This is a genomic window from Methylibium petroleiphilum PM1 (assembly GCF_000015725.1).
In the GTDB taxonomy this organism is placed as follows: domain Bacteria; phylum Pseudomonadota; class Gammaproteobacteria; order Burkholderiales; family Burkholderiaceae_C; genus Methylibium; species Methylibium petroleiphilum.
In genome coordinates this window covers 1,737,035-1,759,636 of record NC_008825.1, presented here as the reverse complement: position 1 = coordinate 1,759,636, position 22,602 = coordinate 1,737,035, and the positions used below count along the sequence as shown (strand labels likewise).

Sequence of the window (22,602 nt, the reverse complement as noted above, 5' to 3'; positions counted from 1 at the left end):
AGTCGAAGTGTGCTTCGGCCACCTTCGGCCAATCGTACTCATGCTGCTGACGGCGCCGGAGTCGGGATTGAAGATTTGCCGGGAACGGCGGCGGCTTCGCCAGCACTGGCGCGCCTGCGTCTGCGAACCAGCCGGTAGATCGCCGGCACAACGAACATCGACAGCAGTGGCGCAGTCACCATACCGCCGACCATCGGCGCGGCAATGCGCTGCATCACCTCGGAGCCTGTGCCGCCGCCGAACATGATGGGCACCAGGCCGGCAATGATGACGGCCACCGTCATCGCCTTCGGTCGCACGCGCAGCACGGCGCCTTCGCGGATCGCATCCATGAGATCGGCATCGCTGCTCAGCCCGCGCGCCAACCGCGCCTCCCAGGCCTGCTTCAGGTAGAGCAGCATGATGACGCCGAACTCGGCCGCCACGCCGGCCAGCGCGATGAAGCCTATGGCGCCCGCCACGCTCAGGTTGTAGCCCAGCAGGTAGAGCAGCCAGAAGCCCCCGATCAGCGCAAACGGCAGCGTGGCCAGGATCAGCAGCGCCTCGTCGAAGCGGCGGAAGGTCAGGTAGAGCAGCACGACGATGATGCCCAGTGTGAAGGGCACGACGACCTTGAGCTTGGCCGTCGCGCGTTCCAGGAACTCGAACTGACCCGACCACGAGACCGAGTAGCCCGGTGTCAGCTTCACCTGCTCGGCCACCACCTTCTGCATGTCGATCACTGCGGACTTCAGGTCGCGCCCACGGATGTCGACGTAGACGAAGCCGGCCAGGCGTGCGTTCTCGCTGCGCAGCATCGGCGGGCCGTCGCTGATGCGAAGCTCGGCCACGTCGGACAACACGATGCGCGCACCACGCGGGGTGACGAACGGCAGCTTGCGCAGCTTCTCCAATGAATCGCGCACTTCCCGTGGGTAGCGCACGTTGATCGGGAAGCGCTGCAGGCCCTCGACCGTCTCGCCGACGTTGTCGCCGCCGACCGCGGTGCTGATGACCGATTGCACGTCGGCGATGTTCATGCCGTAGCGCGCCGCCGTGTCGCGGTTGATGTTGACGTCGACGTAGCGCCCACCCGTCAGCCTTTCCGCCAGCGCGCTGCTGACGCCGGGCACGCCCCTCACCGCCTTCTCGACCTCACTGGCGATGCGGTCGATCTCGGCCAGGTCGGTGCCGGCCACCTTCACTCCGACCGGGCTCTTGATGCCGGTGGCCAGCATGTCGATGCGGTTGCGGATCGGCGGCACCCAGATGTTTGACAGCCCCGGCACCTTGACGATGCGGTCCAGCTCCTCGACCAGCCGGTCGCTCGTCATGCCATCACGCCACTGGTCCTTCGGCTTGAACTGGATCGTGGTCTCGAACATCTCCATCGGCGCCGGGTCGGTGGCGGTCTCGGCGCGGCCGGCCTTGCCGTAGACCGATTGCACTTCCGGCAGCGTCTTGATCAGCCGATCGGTCTGCTGCAGCAGCTCGGCGGCCTTGCCGGCCGACAGCCCCGGCAGCGCGGTCGGCATGTAGAGCAGGTCACCCTCGTCCAGCGGCGGCATGAACTCGCCGCCGATCTTCAGGATCGGCCAGGCGGTGCTGGCGAGCAGCAGCAGCGCCACCGCGATCGTCGCCTTCGGCCACGCCAGCACACCGTCGAGCAGCGGCCGGTAGATGGCGATTAGCGCGCGGTTCAGCGGGTTGCGCCGCTCGTCGGGGATGCGGCCGCGGATCAGGTAACCCATCAGCACCGGCACCAGCGTCACCGCGAGCCCGGCCGATGCCGCCATCGCATAGGTCTTGGTGTAGGCCAGCGGTGAGAACAACCGCCCTTCCTGCGCCTCCAGCGTGAACACCGGGATGAAGCTCAGCGTGATGATCAACAGCGAGAAGAACAGCGCCGGGCCGACCTCGACCGCGGCGTCGCCGACGACGCGCCATTGCGCCTCACCCTTCAAATCCTCGCCCGGGTGCTCGTGACGCCAGGCCTCGATGTGCTTGTGCGCGTTCTCGATCATCACCACCGCCGCATCGACCATCGCGCCGATGGCGATGGCGATGCCACCGAGCGACATCACGTTGGCGTTCACCCCCTGGTAGTGCATGACGATGAAACTCGCCAGGATGCCGAGCGGCAGCGTGACGATGGCGACAAACGCCGAGCGCAGGTGGAACAGGAATACCACGCACACCAGCGCGACGACGATGAACTCCTCGATCAGCTTGTGGCTGAGGTTCTCGACGGCCCGTTCGATCAGGCTGGAGCGGTCGTAGGTCGGCACGATCTCCACGCCCTTCGGCAGGCTGGCCTGCAGCGATGCGATCTTGGTCTTGACGGCTGCAATCGTCTCCAGCGCGTTCTTGCCCGAGCGCATCACGATCACGCCACCGGTGGCCTCGCCCTCCCCGTCGAGCTCGCCGATGCCGCGGCGCATCTCGGGCCCCACCTGGATGCGCGCCACGTCGCCCAGTCGCACGCTGACGCCGGCATCGGTGGCGCTCAAGGGGATCTTGCGGAAGTCGTCCAACGTCGCCAGCAGGCCCGAGGCGCGCACCACGTACTCCGCTTCGCCCAGCTCGAGCACCGAGCCGCCGGCCTCCTGGTTGGCGTTGCGGATCGCGTCGATCACGGCGCCATGCGGCACGTTGTAGGCCGCCAGCTTGTCCGGATCGAGCAGCACCTGGTACTGGCGCACCATGCCACCGACCGACGCCACCTCGGCCACGTTCGGCACCGTCTTCAGCTCGTACTTCAGGAACCAGTCCTGCAGCGCGCGTAGTTGCCCCGCGTCCATCGTGCCGCTGCGGTCCACCAGCGCGTACTGGTAGATCCAGCCCACGCCGGTCGCATCCGGCCCGAGCGCGGGCTTCGCAGCGGCGGGCAAGCGTGACTGCACCTGGTTCAAGTACTCCAGCACCCGCGAGCGCGCCCAGTACGGGTCGGTGCCGTCGTCGAACAGCACATAGACGAAGCTGTCGCCGAAAAACGAGTAGCCGCGCACGACCTTGGCGCCGGGCACCGACAGCATCGTCGTCGTCAACGGGTAGGTGACCTGGTTCTCGACGATGCGAGGGGCCTGCCCTGGGTACGGCGTGCGGATGATGACCTGCACGTCCGACAGGTCGGGCAGCGCGTCCAGCGGCGTGCGCTGCACGGCCCACAGGCCCCAGGCTGTGACGATCACCGTCGCCAGCAGCACGAGGAAGCGGTTGACGATGGACCAGCGGATCAGCTCGGCGATCATCGCGAAGCTCCCGGCGCGGCGGCAGCGGGAGCTGCCGGCGGCAGCAACGTCAGCGTGAGTACCGTCGGGCCATCGGTCGGGTCGACGTAAAACTCGAAATCGACGCGGTCACCCACCGCCAGGCCACGGGGCAGCCGATTGGGCGGCGGCAGCTTGAACTCCATCGTCATCGCGCCCATGCCGACGCTCGGGATGGGGCCGTGGCTGAGCGTGACGCTCTCCCGGTCCAGCGACTCAATCAGCCCCTGCGCGCTGTGGCGCTGGGCGGTGTTGGCTGCCGTCGGCGCCGGCTGGTTGTTCAGCCGCGCCTCGACACCCTTCAGGCTGGCTTCGGAGTCGATCAGGAACTGCGACGAGACGACGACACGCTGGCCTGCCTTCAGACCGCGTTTGATTTCGGTCTGGCCACTGATTTCCAGACCGGTCTCCACATCGACCGGCGCAAACCGCCCGCCCTCCTCAGCCACCATCACCACCGCGCGCCGGCCGGTCTGGATCACGGCCTCGGTCGGCACCAGCATGGCCTTCTGGGCACGCATGTCCATGAACTGCATCGTGACGAAGAGGCCCGGCACCAGCCGGTCCTCGGGGTTGGCGAACTGCACGCGCGCCTTCAGGGTGCGCGTGGTCGCGTTCACCTCGGGCAGCAGCGCCTGGACGGTGCCGCGGAACACCGCCCCCGGGACGCCGGGGCTGCGCGCTTCGACCTGGCTGCCGGGCCGCACGAGCGCGGCCTGGCTCTCGGGCAGCTCGGCATTCGCCCAGACAGCGGCCAGGCCGTTGATGCGCGCCAGCATCATCCCCGGACTCACCGTCATGCCCTCGCGGGCGACCAGTTCGGCGACCACGCCGCTCGACGGTGCTACCAGCGTGATGCGCGGCTGCACGGTGCTCGCCGCATCGACGCGCACGACCTGCGCCTCGCTCATGCCGGCCAGCAGCAGGCGCTGGCGTGCTGCTGCTGCCAGCCCCGCATCATCCTTCGCGAAACGCTTGACAGCGAGGTACTCCTCCTGGGCTGCGACCCACTCGGGCACGTAGATGTCGGCGAAGGGCTGGCCTGCGCGCACGCGGTCGAGCGTTGCCCGCACATGCAGCTTCTCGATGTAGCCCGTCGCCCTTGCCTGCACCACCGACTGGTCGCGCTCGTTCCAGGCGATGCTGCCGACGGCGCTGACCATGGGCTGCAACGTGCCCTCCACGACCTCGGCCGTGCGCACACCCAGGTTCTGCTGGATGCGCGGACTCACGGTGACCGTGCCCTGGTCTTCGCCACCGGCACCGCCGTAAACCGGCACCAGCATCATGTCCATGAAGGGCGACTTGGCCGGCGCGTCGAAGCGTTTGCCCGGCACCATCGGGTCGTGGTAGTAAAGGACCGGCTTGCCGGTGGCGGGATCGACATCGCCCGCCTTGATGCCGGCCTTGATGTGGCGCCGTGTCGCGGCTTCGCCAGCGGCGATGCTGCTCGTCGGGTCTTCGGCTGGGGACGGGCTCGCCGGGTCGGCCGGCCCTGTTGCCGAGTGCCCCATGCCGCGCTGCATGCCGAGCTGGTAGAGCGCATAGCCGCCCAGGGCCAGCGCAGAAACGGCGCCGACCGTCCACAGGATCTGTCGAGTGTTCATCGGGCCGCCTCCGGCTTGTCTTGGGCGCTGTCGTGCGACGGCAGCAGGTAGTTCAGCTGAGCCCAGATGCGGGCACGGTCCATCTCGATGCGCAGGCGCTCCAGGCGCACATCGACCTCGTTGCGGCGGGCATCGAGCACGGCGGTCAGCGGACCGGACCCGGCGCGGTAGGACGCGATGGCGGCTTCGCTGCGCTGGCTGGCCAGGGGCAGCAGCGAAGCGTCGTAGCGCCGCAGGCGGTCCTCGTGGCTGCGCCACTCCTGCAGCATCGCGCGCACCTCGGCTTCGTGCGCACGCTGAAGCTCCTCGCGGCGGGCACGCGCCTCGTCGATGCCGGCCAGCTTCGCGGCCAGTTCCCGGTCCTGCCGGTTCTTCCGGTCCCACTGCAGCGGGACCGAGAGATTGATCGACACCATGTTGGAGTACGCCGGGCCGCGCTGGCTGTACATCAGCTCGACGCTCCAGTCGGACGACCGCTCGGCGCGCGCCAAGGCGGCATCGCTGTCGGCGATGGCCTCCTGTTGCGCCGCGGCGGCGATCTGCGGGTGCTGGGCCAGATGCTCCGCCAGGGCGCCCTCGATCCAGGCAGGCAGCGCGAGCACGGGACGCGGCTCCAGCGGCTGCTGGGCACCCTCGCCCACCCACCGACCCAGCTGAAGGGTCGCGACCGCGACCTGACGGTCGACCTGCGCCAGCGCGTCACGAAGCTGCTCCACCGATCCGCGGGCAGAGAAGACCTCGGCCTGCGAGCCTTTGCCGCTGCGGTACAGCGTCTCCGCAGCCTGGACCTGGAGTTCCGCCTGGGTCAGTTGCGCCTGCATCAGGTCTCGCATCGACTCCAGGTACGAGCGTTGGAGCCAGGCCGTCGCTGCGTCCCGCTGCGCGTCTGCAATGGTGGCCTGGCGTGCCACCTGCGCAAGTTCCACCTCGCGCTGGCTGCGACCCGCCCGGGCCTTGCGCTTGTCGGCCCGGGTCAGCTCCTGCATCACCCCGACCGAGCGCATCGTCATGAAGTCGCGGGTGACGCTGTAGCGGTCAGGCCCATCGACCGGCAGGTTGTTGAGGCCGAGCTTGAGCACGGGATCGGGCAACTGGCCCGCTGCCACGGCCATCTCGCGCGCGGCTCTAGCCTGCGAGTCGGAGGCGCTCACGAGCGGCGAACGCGCGGCCGCGTCGGCGACCGCGCGTTCGAGCGAGAGCGAGGTCTGAGCGAAGGCGGGGCAGCTGCCGAGTGCCAGCGACAGCACCAACACCGGCACGGGCGACAACGCCAGTCGAAGGCCTTGCGGCCTCCTGAGGATGTGCGAATCCATGGGAACTCCTGAAGTTCGGCAAGCGTGGCCGCGGCAGCGCCGCGAACCCTCAAGCGGGCAACTTCAGGAGATCAAATGCGATAGCAGCAGTGCGCGATGCTGTGCGCGAGAGGCGGCGGTCGGTCCCGCAGGCGGTCGTCCTCGGCCCAGGAACGAAGGGCGAGGTGGAACCGTTCGTCGAAGGAGACGGTGAACAACGCGGGGAAAGCAGTCACCGGAGCGAACACCGACGGCACGTGATCGACCACGTGCGAGGTCGACCCGAACTGGCAGTGCTGCATGCACAGCGTCGGCTGCTCGGGATCGAGTGGCTCCCCGGCGGCCATCATCTCCGCGCAGGGCATTCCTGCCATGGCTGCGATGTCGGCAGCGCCCGTGTCGGCGCGCTCGCCCAGGGCCGGACAGGCGTAGGCGGTGACAGCGATCTGGGAAAACAGCAAGGCCATCGACAGGATGCCGATGAGGCGGGCACGAAGGCGCTTGCTGAAGTTCACGTCCGCCACGATAGCCGAAGCTGCCCAGGCGTGCTCGATTCGAGCCCAGCGGGAGGAACGGGCTTTCGCTGTCCTGCCCCGGGTGGTGCGAGCGGGTCCGCCGCTCCAGTCCAGATCGGTCAAAGATCGTCTTCCAACTCGAAGTCGGTCACCTCGGAGGCTGCCTGCTTCGCCTTCAAGATCACTTCCTTGGCCGACTCGCCCTTCTCCCAAAGGTCGAGCATGTCGGCCCAGGCCTGCATCATGATCCGGCGCTCGGCCGCATAGCGGGCCACGTTGTACGTCGCGGCGATGCGGTTCCGGGGCACGTGCGCCAGCGCCATCTCGATCCAGCGCTCGTCGAACTTGGCCCGGTTCAGCGAGGTGCTGAAGGTCCGCCTCAGGTCGTGCACGGTGAACGGCTGAAACTCCGGAGCGGTCGCCTGAATGCCACGGATCGCCATCGCGATGACCCGGTTCAGGGTCGCGTCGCTGATCGGCAGGTCGCTGTCATACCGGCCGGGATGAAGGTAGCGGCTTGCCGAGAAGCACGACCGCAGCGTCGTCAGGATGTCCATCGCCTGGTCGCTGAGATAGACCACGTGGGCCCTGCCACCCTTCATCCGGCGCGACGGAATCGTCCAGGTCTCGGTGTCGAAGACGATCTCGTCCCACGTCGCACCGATGAACTCGCCCTTGCGAACGCCGGTCAGCAGCACAAAGCGCACGGCCAGCCGCAGCGTCGGCATCGTCGCGCACTGGTCCAGCGCCGCGAGGAACAGGCGCAGCTCGCTCGGAGACAGCGCACGATCGCGCGGCTCGAAGCGGGCGATGGCGCTCGCCTGCACCCGTTCGGCCGGGTTCGGCACTTCGATCCCCTTGCGCTGGACGTGTCGGTAGACCATCAGGACGATCTCGCGGGCGTGCACCGCCACCGCCGGGCCACGCTGCGCCTTGATGTCGTCGCACAGGGCCGCCAGCCGGTTGGGTGTGATCTCCTCCAGCATCAGTTTGCCCAGGGGCTTCTCCAGCGCGCGCTTGTAGGTTGAGCGACGCATGGCGAGCGTACTGTCGGCCAGCTGCTCGCCCTTGCTCTTGGGATCACCCTTGAACTCGAAGTAGCGCTCGGCCCACTTGCCGAACGTGAGGGCGTCGGATTCCGCCGCCTTCTGCTCGGCCTTCGCGCGCGAAGGCGACACGCCTTGCTCGAGCGCGCGCTTCGCCTTGGTCAGCAGCAGTCGCGCCTCGGCCAGGGACAGGCCCATGCCGTACTCGAGCACGTCCAGGGACCGAGGCACCCGCGCCGGAGCGGTGGCGTCGTAGCGACCGAGGGTCAGGGTCTCGCGGCGCCTGCCGATGCGGTAGTCGTACCGCAGGCTGACGGTCCCCGACGGCGCCACGTAGGCGTACAGCCCGTCCCGGTCGCTGACCTTGTAGGCCTTGTCCCGCGGCTTCAGGGCCTTGAGCTGGAGATCCGTGAGTGATCGCGCCCGCAAGGGGATGGCTTGCGCAGCTTCGTCCAGGCGTCGCACGACTGACATGGGGGGCCTCACCGATACCGTCACCCGATACCGTCAGCCCGTCTGACGGTATTTTTCGGGCGGCTTCAGCGTAGCAGCGCAAACACCGTCACGGATACCGTCACTTGAGCTCGGTCGACGATGAACGCCGACGAACCACATTGAACGCTAACCCATTGTCAGATAACGGGAATTTGCGAACCGGCGAACCTCGCCGAACGCTGTCGAGCCATTCTGGCTCATTCCCACTCGATCGTCGCTGGCGGCTTGCTGCTCACGTCGTAGGTCACGCGGTTGATGCCGCGCACCTCGTTGATGATGCGGCCCGAGGTGCGCTTGAGCAGCGCATAGGGCAGTTCGGCCCAGTCGGCGGTCATGAAGTCGCTGGTCTGCACCGCGCGCAGCGCGACCACGTAGTCGTAGGTGCGACCGTCTCCCATCACGCCCACGCTCTTGACCGGCAGGAAGACCGCGAAGGCCTGGCTGGTGAGCTCGTACCAGGTCTTGCCGGAGGCCGGGTCGACGGTGTTGCGCAGCTCCTCGATGAAGATCGCGTCGGCGCGGCGCAGCAGGTCGGCGTAGTCCTTCTTCACCTCGCCGAGGATGCGCACGCCCAGGCCAGGGCCCGGGAAGGGATGGCGGTAGACCATGTCGTGCGGCAGGCCCAGGGCCACGCCCAGCTCGCGCACCTCGTCCTTGAACAGGTCGCGCAGCGGCTCGAGCAGCTTCAGGCCGAGCTGCTCGGGCAGGCCGCCGACGTTGTGGTGGCTCTTGATCGTGGTGGCCTTCTTGGTCTTGGCACCGCCCGACTCGATGACGTCCGGGTAGATCGTGCCCTGCGCCAGAAAGGTCGCGCCGCGGTGCCCCGCGCCGCTCGCCTTGAGCTTGGCCGCCTCGGCCTTGAAGACATCGACGAACAGCCGGCCGATGATCTTGCGCTTGGCCTCGGGGTCGGCCACGCCGGCCAGCTCGTTCATGAACAGCTCGGCGGCATCGACGCGGACCACCTTCGCGTGCAGCTTGCCGGCGAACATCTCCATCACCATGTCGCCTTCGTTCAGGCGCAGCAGGCCGTGATCGACGAACACGCAGGTCAGCCGGTCGCCGATGGCGCGGTGGATCAGCGCCGCCGCCACGCTGGAGTCCACGCCACCCGACAGGCCGAGGATCACCTCCTCGTCACCCACCTGCGCACGGATCGCCGCCACCGCCTCGGCGACATGATCCTTCATCACCCAGTCGGGCTGCGCCTTCGCGATCTCGAGCACGAAGCGCTCCAGCAGCGCGCGCCCCTGCACCGTGTGCGTGACCTCGGGGTGGAACTGCACCGCGTAGTAGCCGCGCGATTCGTCGGCCATGCCGGCGATCGGGCAGCTCGGCGTGCTGGCCATCAGCTTAAAGCCGGGCGGCAGCTTGGTGACCTTGTCGCCGTGGCTCATCCACACCTTCAGCATGCCATGGCCCTCAGGGGTGCTGAAGTCCTCGATGCCCTGCAGCAGCCGGGTGTGGCCATGCGCCCTCACCTCGGCGTAGCCGAACTCGCGGTGCGCGCTGGCCTCAACCTCGCCGCCCTGCTGGACCACCATCGTGAACATGCCGTAGCAGATGCCGAGCACCGGCACGCCCAGCTCCCACACCGCCTGCGGGGCGCGCAGGTCGTGGTCCTCGTAGGTGCTGGCGTGGCTGCCCGACAGGATGATGCCCTTCGGCGCGAACTCGCGGATGAACTCGTCCGACACGTCGTTCGGGTGGATCTCGCAGTACACATGCGCCTCGCGGACGCGCCTTGCGATCAGCTGCGTGACCTGGGAACCGAAGTCGAGGATGAGGATCTTGTCGTGCATGGTGGAGGGCTCGAGACGGTTCGATCAGACGGGAGATTCGGTCGCGACAGCCGCGGCGCGCTGGCCGCGCTGCGCACGGAAATGCCGCAGCGCCAGCAGCATGGCCGTGGCCTGCAGCGCGGCGCAGAAGTAGTAGGGGGCGCCGATGCGCCAGTCGCCCTGCGGCAGGTGCGACACCAGGCCGAGCAGCGGTGCGCCGATCACCGGCGCCACCACGGCCATCAGGCTGTTCAATGACGATACCGCGCCCATCGTCTGCCCCTGGGTGCGCGGGTCGGCAGCGTTCGACACGATGCTCTGCAGGCAGGCCGTGACGCCGAACCCGAGCACGTTGCACGCGATCACCACGTACATCATCCAGCCCTCGGTCGCGAGGCCCCAGCAGACATAGGCCAGGCTCGACGACACCAGGCCGGTCACCGCCAGCCGCTGCGCGCTGAAGCGCCTGAGCAGCCGCCCCAGCAGCATGCCCTGCACCAGGGCCGACATCAGCCCGACCGCGAACAGCGACCAGCCGTTCTCCAGCGGTCCCCAGCCGAACTTGTAGGTGGTGTACAGCACCCAGGTGATGTGCAGTGTGAACTGCACCAGCCCCGACAGCGCCAGCACCGCCACCAGCGAGCCCACGCCCTTCAGGCCGGCCAGGTCCCGGAGCGCGCTGAACGGGTTGGCGCGCTTCCAGTCGATCGCACGCCGGCGCTCGGCAGGCAGCGACTCGGGCAGCACCAGCCAGCCGTACAGGCAGTTCACCAGCGCCAGTGAGCCTGCCACGTAGAACGGCAGGTGCAGGTCGATCGCGCCGAGCAGCCCGCCCAGCACCGGCCCGAGGATGAAGCCCAGGCCGAACATCGCGCCCAGCAGTCCGAAGCGCCGTGCCCGCTGTTCGGGCGGCGTGATGTCGGCGACGTAGGCGTTGGCGACCGCGGCATTCGCCTGCATCGCCCCGCCGACGAGGCGCACCGCCACCAGCATCCACAGCGCCGTCGACAGCGCCGTGAAGAAGAAGTTGAGCGCGAGGCCGCAGAAGCCGATCAGCAGCACCGGCCGGCGCCCGTAGCGGTCGGACAGTGCGCCGAGGATCGGCGAGCCGAAGAAGTTGGCGATCGCAAAGGCGAAGGTGACCACGCCGAACCAGAACGCGGTGTCGGAGGGCGAGCCGGTGAAGCTGCCGACCAGCAGCGGCAGCACCGGGATGATCAGGCCGATCGACACCATGTCGATCAGCACCGTGATCAGGATGAAGGGCATGGCCGCTACGCGGGCCCGCGGCGGGGAGGTCATCGGCTCGGTCTTTCCAGCCCGCCGTCGGCGCGGGCGCCACGGATCGACACGCCCTCGGCGTGCCGCCGTGTCGGTTCAGTCGGCGCGGTAATTCGGCGCTTCCTTGGTGATCTGCACGTCGTGCACGTGGCTCTCGCGGATGCCGGCCGAGGTGATCTCGACGAACTCGGCACGCTCGCGCATCTCCTCCACCGAGGCGCAGCCGCAATAGCCCATCGAGGCGCGCAAGCCGCCGGCCATCTGGAACAGAATGGCGATCACCGAGCCCTTGTAGGGCACCCGGCCTTCGATGCCCTCGGGCACCAGCTTGTCCGCGTTCGGGTTGGCGCCCGTGTTGTCCTGGAAGTAGCGGTCGGCGCTGCCCTGCTGCATGGCACCGATCGAGCCCATGCCGCGGTAGCTCTTGTAGCTACGGCCCTGGTACAGCACGATCTCGCCCGGCGCTTCCTCGGTGCCGGCGAACATGCCCCCCATCATCACGGTGTTGGCGCCGGCGGCCAGGGCCTTGGCGATGTCGCCGGAGTAGCGGATGCCGCCGTCGGCGATCAGCGGGACGCCGCTGCCCTTGAGCGCGGTGGCCACGTTGTCGATCGCGGTGATCTGCGGCACGCCGACGCCAGCGACGATGCGGGTGGTGCAGATCGAGCCCGGCCCGATGCCGACCTTCACGCCGTCGGCGCCCGCCTCGGCCAACGCCAGCGCCGCCTCGCCGGTGGCGATGTTGCCGCCGATCACGTCGACCTGCGGATAGTTCCTCTTGACCCAGCGCACGCGCTCGATCACGCCCTTGCTGTGGCCGTGCGCCGTGTCGACGACGATCGCATCGACGCCAGCCTTCACCAGCGCCTCGACGCGCTCCTCGGTGCCCTCGCCGACACCGACCGCGGCGCCGACCCTCAGCTTACCCTGGGCGTCGCGCGCTGCGTTCGGGAAGTTGGTCTGCTTGGTGATGTCCTTCACCGTGAACAGGCCGCGCAGCTCGTTGGCGGCGTTCACGACCACCACGCGCTCGAGCTTGTGCCGGTGCATCAGCGACTTGGCTTCCTCGAGCGTGGCGCCCTCGTTGACCGAGACGAGGCGCTCGCGCGGCGTCATGATCTCGCGCACCGGCGCATCCAGTCGGGTCTCGAAGCGCAGGTCGCGACCCGTGACGATGCCGACGACCTTGCCGTCGTCGACCACCGGGAAGCCGGAGATGCCGTGCTGGCGCGACAGGTTGATCACGTCCTGGACCCGAACGCCCGATGAAATGGTGATCGGATCGCGCAGGAGTCCCGACTCGTAGCGCTTGACGCGCGAGACCTCGGCGGCCTGCTGCTTGGGGCTGAGATTCTTGTGGACGATGCCGATGCCGCCCTCCTGCGCCAGCGCGATCGCGAGGCGCGCCTCGGTCACCGTGTCCATGGCGGCAGACGCCAGCGGCAGGTTCAACGTGATGTTGCGGGACAGACGCGTCGCCAGGCTGGTGTCGCGCGGCAGGACCTGGGAGAAGGCGGGCACCAGCAACACATCGTCGAAGGTGAGTGCTTTGCCGAGAAGGCGCATGGGAAAAGCTCCAGTCGCAAAAGCAGATTATACGGAGGCGGCTCTGTGCGACGTTCCGGCGTGAGGAATGCACGCTCGCTGCCGCCGGCGACCGGACCCCTGCCGTCGCGCTGCACGGCCGTTCGCGGGTCGACCGCTAAACTCGCGCCATGACCGCACTCACCACCCGCTGGCTCGGCGCCCTGCTCGGCGCCTGCGTGCTCGTCGCCTGCCTGCCGGCCCAGGCGCAATGGAAGTGGCGCGACGGCCGAGGCCAGGTCCAGTACAGCGATCTGCCGCCGCCCTCCGGTACGCCGGCGAAGGACATCCTGCAGCGCCCGCTGAGCGCTGCGCCGGTGGTCGTGCAGCCCGCCGCGAGTGCGGCGTCGGCACCGGCCGCTGCCGCCAGCGCCAGCGATCCCGCGCTCGAGGCCAAGCGCAAGCAGGCCGAGCAGGAAGAGGCCGCCAAGCGACGCGCCGACGAGGCACGTGTCGCCCAGCAGAAGGCGCAGAACTGCGAACGCGCCCGCACCTACATGCGCTCGCTCGACAGCGGCCAGCGCATCGCCCGCACCAACGCCCAGGGCGAGCGCGAGATCCTCGACGACGCCGCCCGTGCCCGAGAGGTCGAGCAGACCCGCCAGGCGATGGTCACCGAGTGCCGCTGAGCCGGCTGCGCTGGCGGCGGTAGCGCAGGCGCCGCGCTTCCTTCGGATCGACCGTTAGCGGTCGGTAGACCTCCACCCGATCGCCCTCGCGCAGCCGTTCGTCCGTCGGACACAGACGTCCCCACACGCCGACGCGCAGCACCGCCAGGTCGATCTCCGGGTGCCGCTCCAGCAGGCCGCTCGCCTGCAGCGCCTGCAGCGCGGTGCAGCCCTCGGCCAGCACCAGCTCGCTCAGGTCGACCGCGCGCCCGCGCGGGCTGTAGGCCACCTCCACCCGCACCGGCTGACCCTCAACGCGGCCCATGCACCTGCTCGGCGCGCTTGACGAAGGAGTCGACCAGGGTGTTGGCGATGCGATCGAACACCGGGCTCACCACCGCTTCCAGCGCGAGGCTGCTGAAGGCATAGCGCAGGTCGAGCTCGACGCGGCAGGCCCGCGGCGCCGCGCTGTCGTCGGCCGGGGCGCCCAGCGGCACGAACTGCCACACACCCTCCAGTTGCGAGAACGGCCCGTCGACCAGCGAGACCACGACCGACCGGCCGGCCTGGTGCTCGTTGCGGGTGGTGAACGCGTGGCGGACGCCGTGGTAGGCCAGATGCAGGCGGGCCGTCATGCCGTGCTCGGTCGATTCGAGCACCTCGGTGCGGTCGCACCACGGCAGGAACTGCGGATAGGCCGGCACGTCGGTGACGAGTGCGTACATCTCCTGCGCCGAGTACCACAGCAGAACGGACTTCTTGACGTGCTTCATACAATGAAGCGATTCTATTGAGAGGCTTCATGGCCATCGCAGACAACAAGAAGGCCCGCTTCAACTACACCATCGAGGAGCAGTTCGAGGCCGGCATGGTGCTCGAAGGCTGGGAAGTGAAGGCCATCCGCGCCGGCCAGGTGCAGCTGACCGATGGCTACGTCGTCGTCAAGGACGGCGAGCTGTTCCTGATCGGCTGCCGGATCAACCCGCTGCGCACCGCGTCCACCCACGTCCACCCGCAGGCCGACCGGACCAAGAAGCTGCTGATGAAGAAGGACGAGATCCGTCGTCTGGTCGGCAAGGTCGAGCAGAAGGGCTACACGCTGGTGCCGCTGAACCTGCACTACAAGGGCGGGCGCGTGAAGGCCGACATCGCCCTCGCCAAGGGCAAGGATCTGCATGACAAGCGCGAGACCGAGAAGAAGCGCGACTGGGAGCGGGAGAAAGGCCAGTTGATGCGGCACAAGATCAGCAGCCCCCGCAAGGACACCTGAGCCCCACGACACCTCAGGGCGGCAGTACGGCCAGGGCCTGTTCGAGGTCGGCCTGCAGATCCTCCACGGCCTCGAGCCCGACCGAGAAACGCACCAGCGTGCCCTGCCCCGCCGAGGCCGGTCCGCGCAGCACGGTCAGGTCGTAGGGTACCGCCAGGCTCATCGGTCCGCCCCAGGAATAGCCGATCCTGAACAGCCTCAGCGCATCGACGAAGGCGTCGACCTGCGTCTGCGTGAAGCGCGCATCGAACACCACCGAGAACAGCCCCGCCGCGGCACGGCAGCTGGCGGCCCAGTGCGCATGGCCGGGTGCGCCGGCCAGTGCCGGGTGCAGCACCTGCACCACCTCGGGCCGCGTCTGCCACCACGCCGCCAGCCGGCGCGCGGCGGCGTCGTGCGCGGCATAGCGCAGCGCCAGCGTCGGCAGCGAGCGCAGCACGAACTCCACATCGTTGGCACCGACGCCCAGGCCGAGGTGCATGTGCGTCATCGTCAGGCGCTGGTGCAGCGCCTCGTCGCGTGTCGTCACCGAGCCCATCAGCACGTCGCCCCCACCCGACGGGTACTTGGTCAGCGCGTGCACCGAGATGTCGACGCCCTGATCGAAGGGCGAGAAGGCGACGCCGGCGCCCCACGTGTTGTCGAGCGCGGTCGTCACGCCCCGCGCCCGGCAGGCGCCCACCAGGCCGGCCAGGTCGGGGAACTCCATCGTCACCGATCCCGCCGCCTCGAGCCAGACAAGCTTCGTCTGCGGTCCGATCATCGCAGCCAGTGCCGCGGCATCCAGCGGGTCGTACAACCGGTGCGTGACCCCGAGGCGCGCCAGCTCCTGCCGTGCCAGCTCCTTGCCGGGACCGTAGACGTTGGTCGGCAGCAGCACCTCATCGCCCGACTTGAGCAGGGTCAGATTCACCAGCACGATCGCCGCGAGGCCGCTCGGCGCCAGCAGGGTCCGGCGCCCGCCCTCGAGCGTCGCGATGCGTTCCTCGAGCGTGAAGGTGGTCGGCGTGCCGTGCAGGCCATAGGTGTAGCCGGTCTTCTCCTTCCAGTTACGGGCGCGCAGGGCCGCCACGTTGCGGAAGATCACCGTCGAGGCTTTGTACACCGCCGGCGGCACCGCGCCGAAGCCGGCCGGCGGCTCGTAGCGGTGGTGGATCAGCCCGGTGGTGAGCGGATCGTCCCCGTGCCGTCCGTCGTCGCTGCCGCCGCTCATGCGCGACTCACAGCGGTTGGCCCACCAGGTCGTGGCCCTGGGTGCCGACGATGCGGGCGCGCGTGAACTCGCCTACGCGCAACTGCTTCGAGGCCTTCTGCGGCGGCAGCAGGTGCACCACGCCGTCGATCTCGGGCGCGTCGGCGTAACTGCGGCCTCGGCCGCCCTTCTTGCCGAGCGCCGGTGCAGCATCGATCAGCACCTGCATCTCGGCGCCGACGCGCTCGCGCAGCTTCTCGGCCGACACCGCCTCGGCGACCGCCATGAAGCGCGCCCGGCGTTCCTCGCGCACGGCCTCGGGCAAGGCGCCGGCCAGCGCGTTCGCGCTCGCGCCTTCGACCGGCGAGTAGGCAAAGCAGCCGGCCCGGTCGATGCGGGCCTCTCGCATGAAGTCGAGCAGGTGCTCGAACTCGGCCTCGGTCTCGCCGGGGAAGCCGGCGATGAAGGTCGAGCGCACCACGATCTGCGGGCAAGCCTCGCGCCAGCGCTGCAGGCGCTCGAGGTTCTTCTCGCCGTTGGCGGGCCGCTTCATGCGCTTGAGCACGTCGGGGTGCGCATGCTGGAACGGCACGTCCAGGTAGGGCAGCACCCGGCCGCCGGCCATCATCGGCAGGATCTCGTCGACGTGCGGATAGGGATAGACGTAGTGCAGCCGCACCCACGCGCCGAAGGGCTCGGCCAGCTCGCCGAGGCGCTCCACCAGGTCGGTCATGCGCGTCTTCACCGGCTTGCCGTCCCAGAAGCCGGTGCGGTACTTCACGTCGACGCCGTAGGCCGAGGTGTCCTGGCTGATCACCAACAGTTCCTTCACGCCCGACTCGAACAGCGCACGTGCCTCGTTCAGCACGTCGCCGATCGGCCGCGACACCAGGTCGCCGCGCATGCTGGGGATGATGCAGAAGCTGCAGCGATGATTGCAGCCTTCGCTGATCTTCAGGTAGGCGTAGTGCCTGGGCGTGAGCTTCACGCCGTAGGCCGGTACCAGGTCGACGAAGGGATCGTGCGGCTTCGGCACGTGCACGTGCACGGCGTCCATGACCTCCTGCGTCGCGTGCGGCCCGGTCACCGCCAGCACGCTCGGGTGCATCTGGCGCACTAGGTTGCCGCCGCCCTCGCCCGCCTTCGCGCCCAGGCAGCCGGTGACGATGACCCGGCCGTTCTCGGCCAGCGCCTCGCCGATGGTGTCGAGGCTCTCCTTCACCGCGTCGTCGATGAAGCCGCAGGTGTTGACGATCACCAGGTCGGCACCAGCGAAGCTCTTCGAGGTGTCGTAACCCTCGGCACGCAGTTGCGTGAGGATGAGCTCCGAATCGGTCAGCGCCTTGGGGCAACCGAGCGAGACGAAGCCGATCTTGGGGATGTTGCGGGAGGCGGCGTCGCCCGAGGTCAGGGCGGTCGAAGCCGCATCAGCAGTCTGGGTCATCGGCGGATTTTCGCCGATCCGGGTCGTCCTGCCTTCGCGTGGGCCGAGGCCGGCCGGTGGCGGCTACTTCTTCGCGCCGGTGGTTGCCGAGAACAGGCTCTCGGTCTGCTTGTGCATCTGCTCCTGCATCTGCACGAACAGGTTCTTCGACTGGTCGAGGTAGCTGCTCATCAGGCCCTGCATCATCGGCGCCTGCACGTTCATGAACTGCGCCCACAGCTCGGGGCTGTAGGCCTTGCCGGTGCTCAGCCCGGACTGCTCGGCGAAGCGGCTCTGCATCTCGGTGAAGGCCTGGATGTTCTTCTCGAGGTAGGAGCCCAGCAGTCCCTGCATCGTGTGGCCGTACAGACGGATGATGTGTGCCAGCACCGGCGTCGTGAACATCGGCATGCCGCCGGTCTCGGCCTCCAGGATGATCTGCAGCAGGATGCTGCGCGTCAGGTCCTCGCCGGTCTTGGCGTCGCGCACGACGAAGCTCTCGTTGTCGAGGACCATCTGCCGCACGTCGGCCAACGTGATGTAGCCGCTGGTCTGGGTGTCGTACAAGCGGCGGTTCGGGTACTTCTTCAGAACCCGAAGGTTGCCGGCGTCCGGGGCTTCGTCGGCCGGCGCGGTCGTGCTGCGCGGGGACCGGACTTTCGCTTGCGTCATGGGATCCTCTCCTGAGAAGGATTCCCATTCTAGGAGGCGGGCGCCAGCGGCTCCGGAGGGTTTTCCCGCCGCGCCGCAGCAACTGCAGCGCGGTGGGCGGTCCCCCGGCGCGCTACTGGTGGTTCGGCGGCGTGATCTTGAAGCGCTTCATCTGCCGGTAGACCGTGGCCCGGCAGACCTTCAGATCCTGCGAGGCCAGCGTGATGTTCCACTTGTTGCGCTTGAGCGAGTTGAGCAGTCGCTCCGCGTCGATGTCGTCAACGCCCGCGGCCATCGCGATACCTTCGTCGCCCAGTCTCGCCTGCAACTGCAGCGGCCGGCCATGTCCCAGGCGCTGCATGCCGATCTCCTGCGGCAGGTCGTCGACCGTCACCGGCCCGTCGCCGCTGATCGCCAGCGCGAAACGCAGCACGTTGCGCAATTCGCGGATGTTGCCCGGCCAGCTGTAGGTCAGCAGCAATTCCATCGCTTCCGCGGAAATGCCGGCGTGCTCGGTCAGACCCTTCGCCTCGTCGTTGAAGACCGACTCGATCAGGTAGCGCTTGTCGGCGCGCTCGCGCAGTGCCGGCAGAGACATCGTCGCGCCGCACAGGCGGTAGTAGAGGTCTTCGCGGAAGGTGCCCGCGGCCACGCGGTCGCGCAGGTCGCGGTGGGTCGCGGCGATGACGGTGAAGTCGACCGGGATCGGCCGCTCCGCACCCAGAGGCAGCACCTCGGATTCCGACAGCACGCGCAGGAAGCGCGTCTGCAGATGCAGCGGCATGTCGCCGATCTCGTCGAGGAACAGCGTGCCGCCGTGGGCCTGCAGGATCAGGCCCTTCATGCCCTTGCTCTTGCCGCCGGTGAAGCTGCCCGGCGTGTAGCCGAACAGCTCGCTCTCGATCAGCGACTCGGGGATCGACGCGCAATTGACCGCGATGAAAGGCATGCGAGCGCGCGAACTCGATTCGTGCAGCGCCTTGGCGAACACTTCCTTGCCGGAGCCGGTTTCGCCATGGATCAGGATGTTGACCTTGCGGTCCACCAGGCGCTTGGCCTGAACCAGCAGGCGGTCCATCGCCGGGTCGCCACCGGCCAGCCGGTCCAGCGCCGGGAAGCTGTCGGCCGAGCGGGCCACGGTCGACACCGCGACCGGCCGGTCCGCCAGCAGCGAGGTCAGCGAGCCCTTCTCGCGCGGCGCGACCACCGTGGCGTAGTAGTGCTCACGCGGCTCCGAGCAGGTGACCGACACGTCCAGGCCCGTGCCGGCCCGCGCGATGCGCCAGATGGCCTCCATCGGCGTGGCGAACACCTCCGACAGCGAGCGACCGACCAGCGCCCCGCCCTGACGGCCGCGCGCCGACGGCCACAGCTTGGCGCGCGCGCCGGTGTTGGCCCCGACGATCAGGCCGTCGTCGTCGAAGGCCAGCATGGTGTCGCCGGACACGTCGACCAAGCCGCAGGACTTGCCGAGACGCAGGATCCAGTTCTTGCGGAAGTGGCGCAGGAAGTTCGCGTCCTCGATCATCTGCGCGTACATCGACGTGAGATGGAACACGAGGTGCTGGCTGTCCTTGGCGCGCGGCGAGCGCAGCGCCGACACGTCGAACACGGCCAGCAGCTTGCCGTTCGGGTCGAACAGCGGCGCGGTGGTGCAGGTCAGCCCGATGTGCGTCGCGTCGAAGTGCTCGGCCTGGTGGCAGGTGATCGGGGTCTGCTCGATCAGGCAGGTGCCGACACCACAGGTGCCGGCGTGAGCCTCGTTCCAGTCCGCGCCGAGGTAGAGGCCGGCGGCGCGCAGCTCGCTGTCCCACGCCGGATTGCCGATGTAGTCGACGGTGATGCCGGCGGCGTCGGTCAGCAGCAGCATGTAGCCGAGGTCGGCCACGCGGCGGTACATGTCTTCCATGCCGGAGCGGGCGACGCGCAGGAACTCCTCGATCTGCTGCTGATGCTCGCGCACCTCCTGCGACGGCAGGATGCGCGCCGGCGTCGGCCGAGAAGGATCGAGCCCGTAGTCGTTGACGCAGCGGGCCCAGGACTTGTAGACGCGGCTCTTCTCGGACGCCTCGTCGATGGGGTTGGTGACAACCGACACCACGTTGTCGATGTGCTGCGTGCGCTCAGAAATCATTCGTCACCTCCGATGGCTTCTGCCGTCTACTCCCGATGGCTGAAGTTCTTCTTGTTGTTCGATGATCGCTCGATCGCCATGGGCTGTGCCACAGCGGAAACCCCCGGGATTCATGGGGCGCGCCACGCGAAAGGCGCGTCCCGGACACACCGGCGGCCACTGCACGCGCTGCAGCGACCGCCCCTGCAATAGCACGCAGCATGCCCACCGGCGCCCTCGGCCGCGTCGCGCTCGTTCTCCTGCGCGGACCTGACGCCAAGCCATCTCCGCGCGCTCGAGGCCTGCGACATCTGTCGCATGCAGATCCTCGTCTGCGACAGGTGTCGCATCGCCTTCGGGTGCGTGAAAACGATTCGACTGAAATTCATCGCCGCCCTGCATTGACAGTCGTTCCCGCCCCCTTCCAAAATGAGCACTGCTCCGGGGTGCACGCTGTTCTGCGTGCTGAGACGGTTATCCGAACCCGCGAACTTGAACCGGTTAGTACCGGCGGAAGAAGAGCTCTCACTCCAGCGGCGTCACCCCTTCCCGGGTGGGCGTCTTCATGGGGCGACCTTCGGAGCAATCACTCTCACGAAGGAGCCCACGATGAACGCCCCCGACAAGCTCGCCACCCTGCTCTCGCTGACACGCGAGCCCTTCCCCGCCTCGCGCAAGTCCTATCTGCAAGGCTCGCGCAGCGACCTGCGCGTACCGATGCGCGAAGTGACGCTGACCAACGGCGAGACCGTCTCGCTGTACGACACCTCGGGTCCGTACACCGAACCCGGCGTCGCGATCGACGTGAGGCGCGGCCTGCCCAGCGTGCGCACGCCCTGGCTCGACGAGCGTGCCGACACCGAGGTCTATGCCGGCCGGCTGCACCAGGCGCTGGACGACGGCGCGAAGCACGAGGACCGCGAGGCCGAGCGCATCGAACAGTTGCGCCTCGACGCCGCAGCGCTGCAGCGGCCTCCGCGCCGTGCCAGGGCCGGCGCCAACGTCACGCAGATGCACTATGCGCGCCGCGGCATCGTCACGCCCGAGATGGAGTACGTGGCGCTGCGCGAGAACGGCAAGCGCGAGTGGATGCGGGAGTACCTCGGCGACGCCCCGCGCGAACAGCGCCTGCGCGGCAACCCGATGGGTGCGCAGATCCCGGCCATCGTGACGCCTGAGTTCGTGCGCGACGAGGTGGCGCGCGGCCGCGCCATCATCCCGGCCAACATCAACCACCCCGAAGTGGAGCCGATGGCGATCGGCCGCAACTTCCTGGTGAAGATCAACGCCAACATCGGCAACTCGGCCGTCACGTCGAGCATCGAGGAAGAGGTGGAGAAGCTGGTGTGGGCGATCCGCTGGGGCGCCGACAACGTGATGGACCTCTCCACCGGTCGCAACATCCACACCACGCGCGACTGGATCCTGCGCAACTCGCCGGTGCCGATCGGCACCGTGCCGATCTACCAGGCGCTCGAGAAGGTGGGCGGCGTGGCCGAGGACCTCACCTGGGCCATCTTCCGCGACACGCTGATCGAGCAGGCCGAGCAAGGCGTCGACTACTTCACCATCCACGCCGGCGTACGCCTGCCCTTCATCCACCTCACCGCGGACCGCCGCACCGGCATCGTCTCGCGTGGCGGCTCGATCATGGCCAAGTGGTGCATCTCGCACCACCGCGAGAGCTTCATCTACGAGCACTTCGAGGACATCTGCGACATCATGAAGGCCTACGACGTGAGCTTCTCGCTCGGCGACGGCTTGCGCCCCGGCTCGGCCGCCGACGCCAACGACGAGGCGCAGTTCGCCGAACTGCGCACGCTGGGCGAGCTGACCCAGGTGGCCTGGAAGCACGACGTGCAGACCATGATCGAAGGCCCGGGCCACGTGCCGATGCACATGATCCAGGCCAACATGGACGAGCAGCTCAAGCACTGCCACGAGGCGCCGTTCTACACGCTGGGGCCGCTGACGATCGACATCGCGCCCGGCTACGACCACATCGCCAGCGCCATCGGCGCGGCCATGATCGGCTGGTTCGGCACCGCGATGCTGTGCTACGTGACGCCCAAGGAACACCTGGGCCTGCCCGACCGCGAGGACGTGAAGCAGGGCATCGTCGCCTACAAGATCGCCGCGCACGCGGCTGATGTCGCCAAGGGTCACCCCGGCGCTCGCGCCCGCGACGACGCGCTGTCCAAGGCGCGCTTCGAGTTCCGCTGGATGGACCAGTTCAACCTTTCGCTGGACCCCGACACCGCACGCGACTTCCACGACGAGACGCTGCCCAAGGACGCCAGCAAGGTGGCGCACTTCTGCTCGATGTGCGGGCCCAAGTTCTGCTCGATGAAGATCACCCAGGAGGTGCGCGACTACGCCGCGCAGCGCGGCGTCAGCGAGGCGCAGGCGCTGGGCGCCGGCATGGCCGAGAAGTCGAGCCAGTTCCGGCAGGCCGGCGGCGAGATCTACATCCCGCTCGCCGTCGACAAGGGCTGA

16 protein-coding genes, 1 pseudogene and 1 riboswitch are annotated in these 22,602 nt (G+C 68.4%); of the genes and pseudogenes, 3 read left to right on the top strand and 14 right to left on the bottom strand.

The window, feature by feature from the left end; translation table 11 throughout:
* Positions 1 to 38: 38 nt before the first annotated feature.
* From MPE_RS08200 to guaB, 8 genes and pseudogenes are all read right to left on the bottom strand, one after another.
* Positions 39 to 3,230 (bottom strand): efflux RND transporter permease subunit, encoded by a 3,192-nt coding sequence (locus tag MPE_RS08200; RefSeq protein WP_011829226.1) that lies wholly within the window; start codon positions 3,228 to 3,230, stop codon positions 39 to 41.
* Positions 3,227 to 4,855, bottom strand: a complete 1,629-nt coding sequence (locus MPE_RS08195) for an efflux RND transporter periplasmic adaptor subunit (protein WP_011829225.1) — start codon at positions 4,853 to 4,855, stop codon at positions 3,227 to 3,229. The genes MPE_RS08200 and MPE_RS08195 overlap by 4 nt, the downstream gene beginning before the upstream one ends.
* The gene (locus MPE_RS08190; RefSeq protein WP_011829224.1) at positions 4,852 to 6,168 is read right to left on the bottom strand and encodes a TolC family protein; all 1,317 of its coding nucleotides are present in this window, start codon (positions 6,166 to 6,168) and stop codon (positions 4,852 to 4,854) included. The genes MPE_RS08195 and MPE_RS08190 overlap by 4 nt, the downstream gene beginning before the upstream one ends.
* Before the next feature lie 71 nt (positions 6,169 to 6,239).
* Positions 6,240 to 6,662, bottom strand: coding sequence for a hypothetical protein (locus MPE_RS22725; RefSeq protein WP_148210915.1), 423 nt, complete (start codon positions 6,660 to 6,662; stop codon positions 6,240 to 6,242).
* 119 nt (positions 6,663 to 6,781) lie between these two features.
* A complete protein-coding gene (locus MPE_RS08180; RefSeq protein ID WP_011829222.1) occupies positions 6,782 to 8,182 on the bottom strand; it encodes a tyrosine-type recombinase/integrase in 1,401 nt (466 codons plus the stop codon).
* A gap of 218 nt (positions 8,183 to 8,400) precedes the next feature.
* On the bottom strand, positions 8,401 to 10,005 hold the full coding sequence (gene guaA, locus MPE_RS08175; RefSeq protein WP_011829221.1) for a glutamine-hydrolyzing GMP synthase: 1,605 nt from the start codon (positions 10,003 to 10,005) through the stop codon (positions 8,401 to 8,403).
* 24 nt (positions 10,006 to 10,029) lie between these two features.
* Positions 10,030 to 11,316: pseudogene (locus MPE_RS08170) on the bottom strand (MFS transporter); the annotation flags it as partial.
* 45 nt (positions 11,317 to 11,361) lie between these two features.
* The gene (gene guaB / locus MPE_RS08165; RefSeq protein ID WP_011829219.1) at positions 11,362 to 12,831 is read right to left on the bottom strand and encodes an IMP dehydrogenase; all 1,470 of its coding nucleotides are present in this window, start codon (positions 12,829 to 12,831) and stop codon (positions 11,362 to 11,364) included.
* A 149-nt stretch (positions 12,832 to 12,980) separates the two neighbouring features.
* Between guaB and MPE_RS08160 the strand changes: the two genes are divergently transcribed.
* Positions 12,981 to 13,478, top strand: a complete 498-nt coding sequence (locus MPE_RS08160; protein ID WP_011829218.1) for a DUF4124 domain-containing protein — start codon at positions 12,981 to 12,983, stop codon at positions 13,476 to 13,478.
* Here the strand turns inward: MPE_RS08160 and MPE_RS08155 are convergent.
* Both MPE_RS08155 and MPE_RS08150 read right to left on the bottom strand, forming a co-directional pair.
* Positions 13,462 to 13,782, bottom strand: a complete 321-nt coding sequence (locus MPE_RS08155; RefSeq protein ID WP_011829217.1) for an RnfH family protein — start codon at positions 13,780 to 13,782, stop codon at positions 13,462 to 13,464. The genes MPE_RS08160 and MPE_RS08155 overlap by 17 nt on opposite strands.
* On the bottom strand, positions 13,769 to 14,230 hold the full coding sequence (locus MPE_RS08150; protein ID WP_011829216.1) for a type II toxin-antitoxin system RatA family toxin: 462 nt from the start codon (positions 14,228 to 14,230) through the stop codon (positions 13,769 to 13,771). Before MPE_RS08150 ends, MPE_RS08155 begins: the two co-directional genes overlap by 14 nt.
* 29 nt (positions 14,231 to 14,259) lie before the next feature.
* Here MPE_RS08150 and smpB point away from each other — a divergent pair, with 29 nt between their 5' ends.
* Positions 14,260 to 14,727, top strand: coding sequence for an SsrA-binding protein SmpB (gene smpB, locus MPE_RS08145; RefSeq protein ID WP_011829215.1), 468 nt, complete (start codon positions 14,260 to 14,262; stop codon positions 14,725 to 14,727).
* A gap of 13 nt (positions 14,728 to 14,740) precedes the next feature.
* On the opposite strand, the gene MPE_RS08140 is transcribed toward smpB, so the two are convergent.
* The 4 genes from MPE_RS08140 to MPE_RS08125 all read right to left on the bottom strand — a co-directional run bounded on the left by MPE_RS08140 (position 14,741) and on the right by MPE_RS08125 (position 20,127).
* The gene (locus MPE_RS08140) at positions 14,741 to 15,940 is read right to left on the bottom strand and encodes a cystathionine beta-lyase (RefSeq protein WP_011829214.1); all 1,200 of its coding nucleotides are present in this window, start codon (positions 15,938 to 15,940) and stop codon (positions 14,741 to 14,743) included.
* A gap of 7 nt (positions 15,941 to 15,947) precedes the next feature.
* On the bottom strand, positions 15,948 to 17,363 hold the full coding sequence (gene rimO / locus MPE_RS08135) for a 30S ribosomal protein S12 methylthiotransferase RimO (protein ID WP_011829213.1): 1,416 nt from the start codon (positions 17,361 to 17,363) through the stop codon (positions 15,948 to 15,950).
* Positions 17,364 to 17,426: 63 nt separating this feature from the next.
* Positions 17,427 to 18,014 (bottom strand): polyhydroxyalkanoate synthesis repressor PhaR, encoded by a 588-nt coding sequence (gene phaR, locus MPE_RS08130; protein WP_011829212.1) that lies wholly within the window; start codon positions 18,012 to 18,014, stop codon positions 17,427 to 17,429.
* A 112-nt stretch (positions 18,015 to 18,126) separates the two neighbouring features.
* A complete protein-coding gene (locus MPE_RS08125; RefSeq protein WP_011829211.1) occupies positions 18,127 to 20,127 on the bottom strand; it encodes a sigma-54-dependent Fis family transcriptional regulator in 2,001 nt (666 codons plus the stop codon).
* A gap of 411 nt (positions 20,128 to 20,538) precedes the next feature.
* Positions 20,539 to 20,642, top strand: a riboswitch (TPP riboswitch).
* A gap of 73 nt (positions 20,643 to 20,715) precedes the next feature.
* Between MPE_RS08125 and thiC the strand changes: the two genes are divergently transcribed.
* On the top strand, positions 20,716 to 22,602 hold the full coding sequence (gene thiC, locus MPE_RS08120) for a phosphomethylpyrimidine synthase ThiC (RefSeq protein ID WP_011829209.1): 1,887 nt from the start codon (positions 20,716 to 20,718) through the stop codon (positions 22,600 to 22,602).

Coding starts and splice junctions, on each gene's coding strand:
- MPE_RS08200 (WP_011829226.1), bottom strand. CDS start 3,230: ATGATCGCCGAGCTGATCCGCTGGTCCATCGTCAACCGCTTCCTCGTG.
- MPE_RS08195 (WP_011829225.1), bottom strand. CDS start 4,855: ATGAACACTCGACAGATCCTGTGGACGGTCGGCGCCGTTTCTGCGCTG.
- MPE_RS08190 (WP_011829224.1), bottom strand. CDS start 6,168: ATGGATTCGCACATCCTCAGGAGGCCGCAAGGCCTTCGACTGGCGTTG.
- MPE_RS08180 (WP_011829222.1), bottom strand. CDS start 8,182: ATGTCAGTCGTGCGACGCCTGGACGAAGCTGCGCAAGCCATCCCCTTG.
- guaA (WP_011829221.1), bottom strand. CDS start 10,005: ATGCACGACAAGATCCTCATCCTCGACTTCGGTTCCCAGGTCACGCAG.
- guaB (WP_011829219.1), bottom strand. CDS start 12,831: ATGCGCCTTCTCGGCAAAGCACTCACCTTCGACGATGTGTTGCTGGTG.
- MPE_RS08160 (WP_011829218.1), top strand. CDS start 12,981: ATGACCGCACTCACCACCCGCTGGCTCGGCGCCCTGCTCGGCGCCTGC.
- MPE_RS08155 (WP_011829217.1), bottom strand. CDS start 13,782: ATGGGCCGCGTTGAGGGTCAGCCGGTGCGGGTGGAGGTGGCCTACAGC.
- MPE_RS08150 (WP_011829216.1), bottom strand. CDS start 14,230: ATGAAGCACGTCAAGAAGTCCGTTCTGCTGTGGTACTCGGCGCAGGAG.
- smpB (WP_011829215.1), top strand. CDS start 14,260: ATGGCCATCGCAGACAACAAGAAGGCCCGCTTCAACTACACCATCGAG.
- MPE_RS08140 (WP_011829214.1), bottom strand. CDS start 15,940: ATGAGCGGCGGCAGCGACGACGGACGGCACGGGGACGATCCGCTCACC.
- rimO (WP_011829213.1), bottom strand. CDS start 17,363: ATGACCCAGACTGCTGATGCGGCTTCGACCGCCCTGACCTCGGGCGAC.
- phaR (WP_011829212.1), bottom strand. CDS start 18,014: ATGACGCAAGCGAAAGTCCGGTCCCCGCGCAGCACGACCGCGCCGGCC.
- MPE_RS08125 (WP_011829211.1), bottom strand. CDS start 20,127: ATGATTTCTGAGCGCACGCAGCACATCGACAACGTGGTGTCGGTTGTC.
- thiC (WP_011829209.1), top strand. CDS start 20,716: ATGAACGCCCCCGACAAGCTCGCCACCCTGCTCTCGCTGACACGCGAG.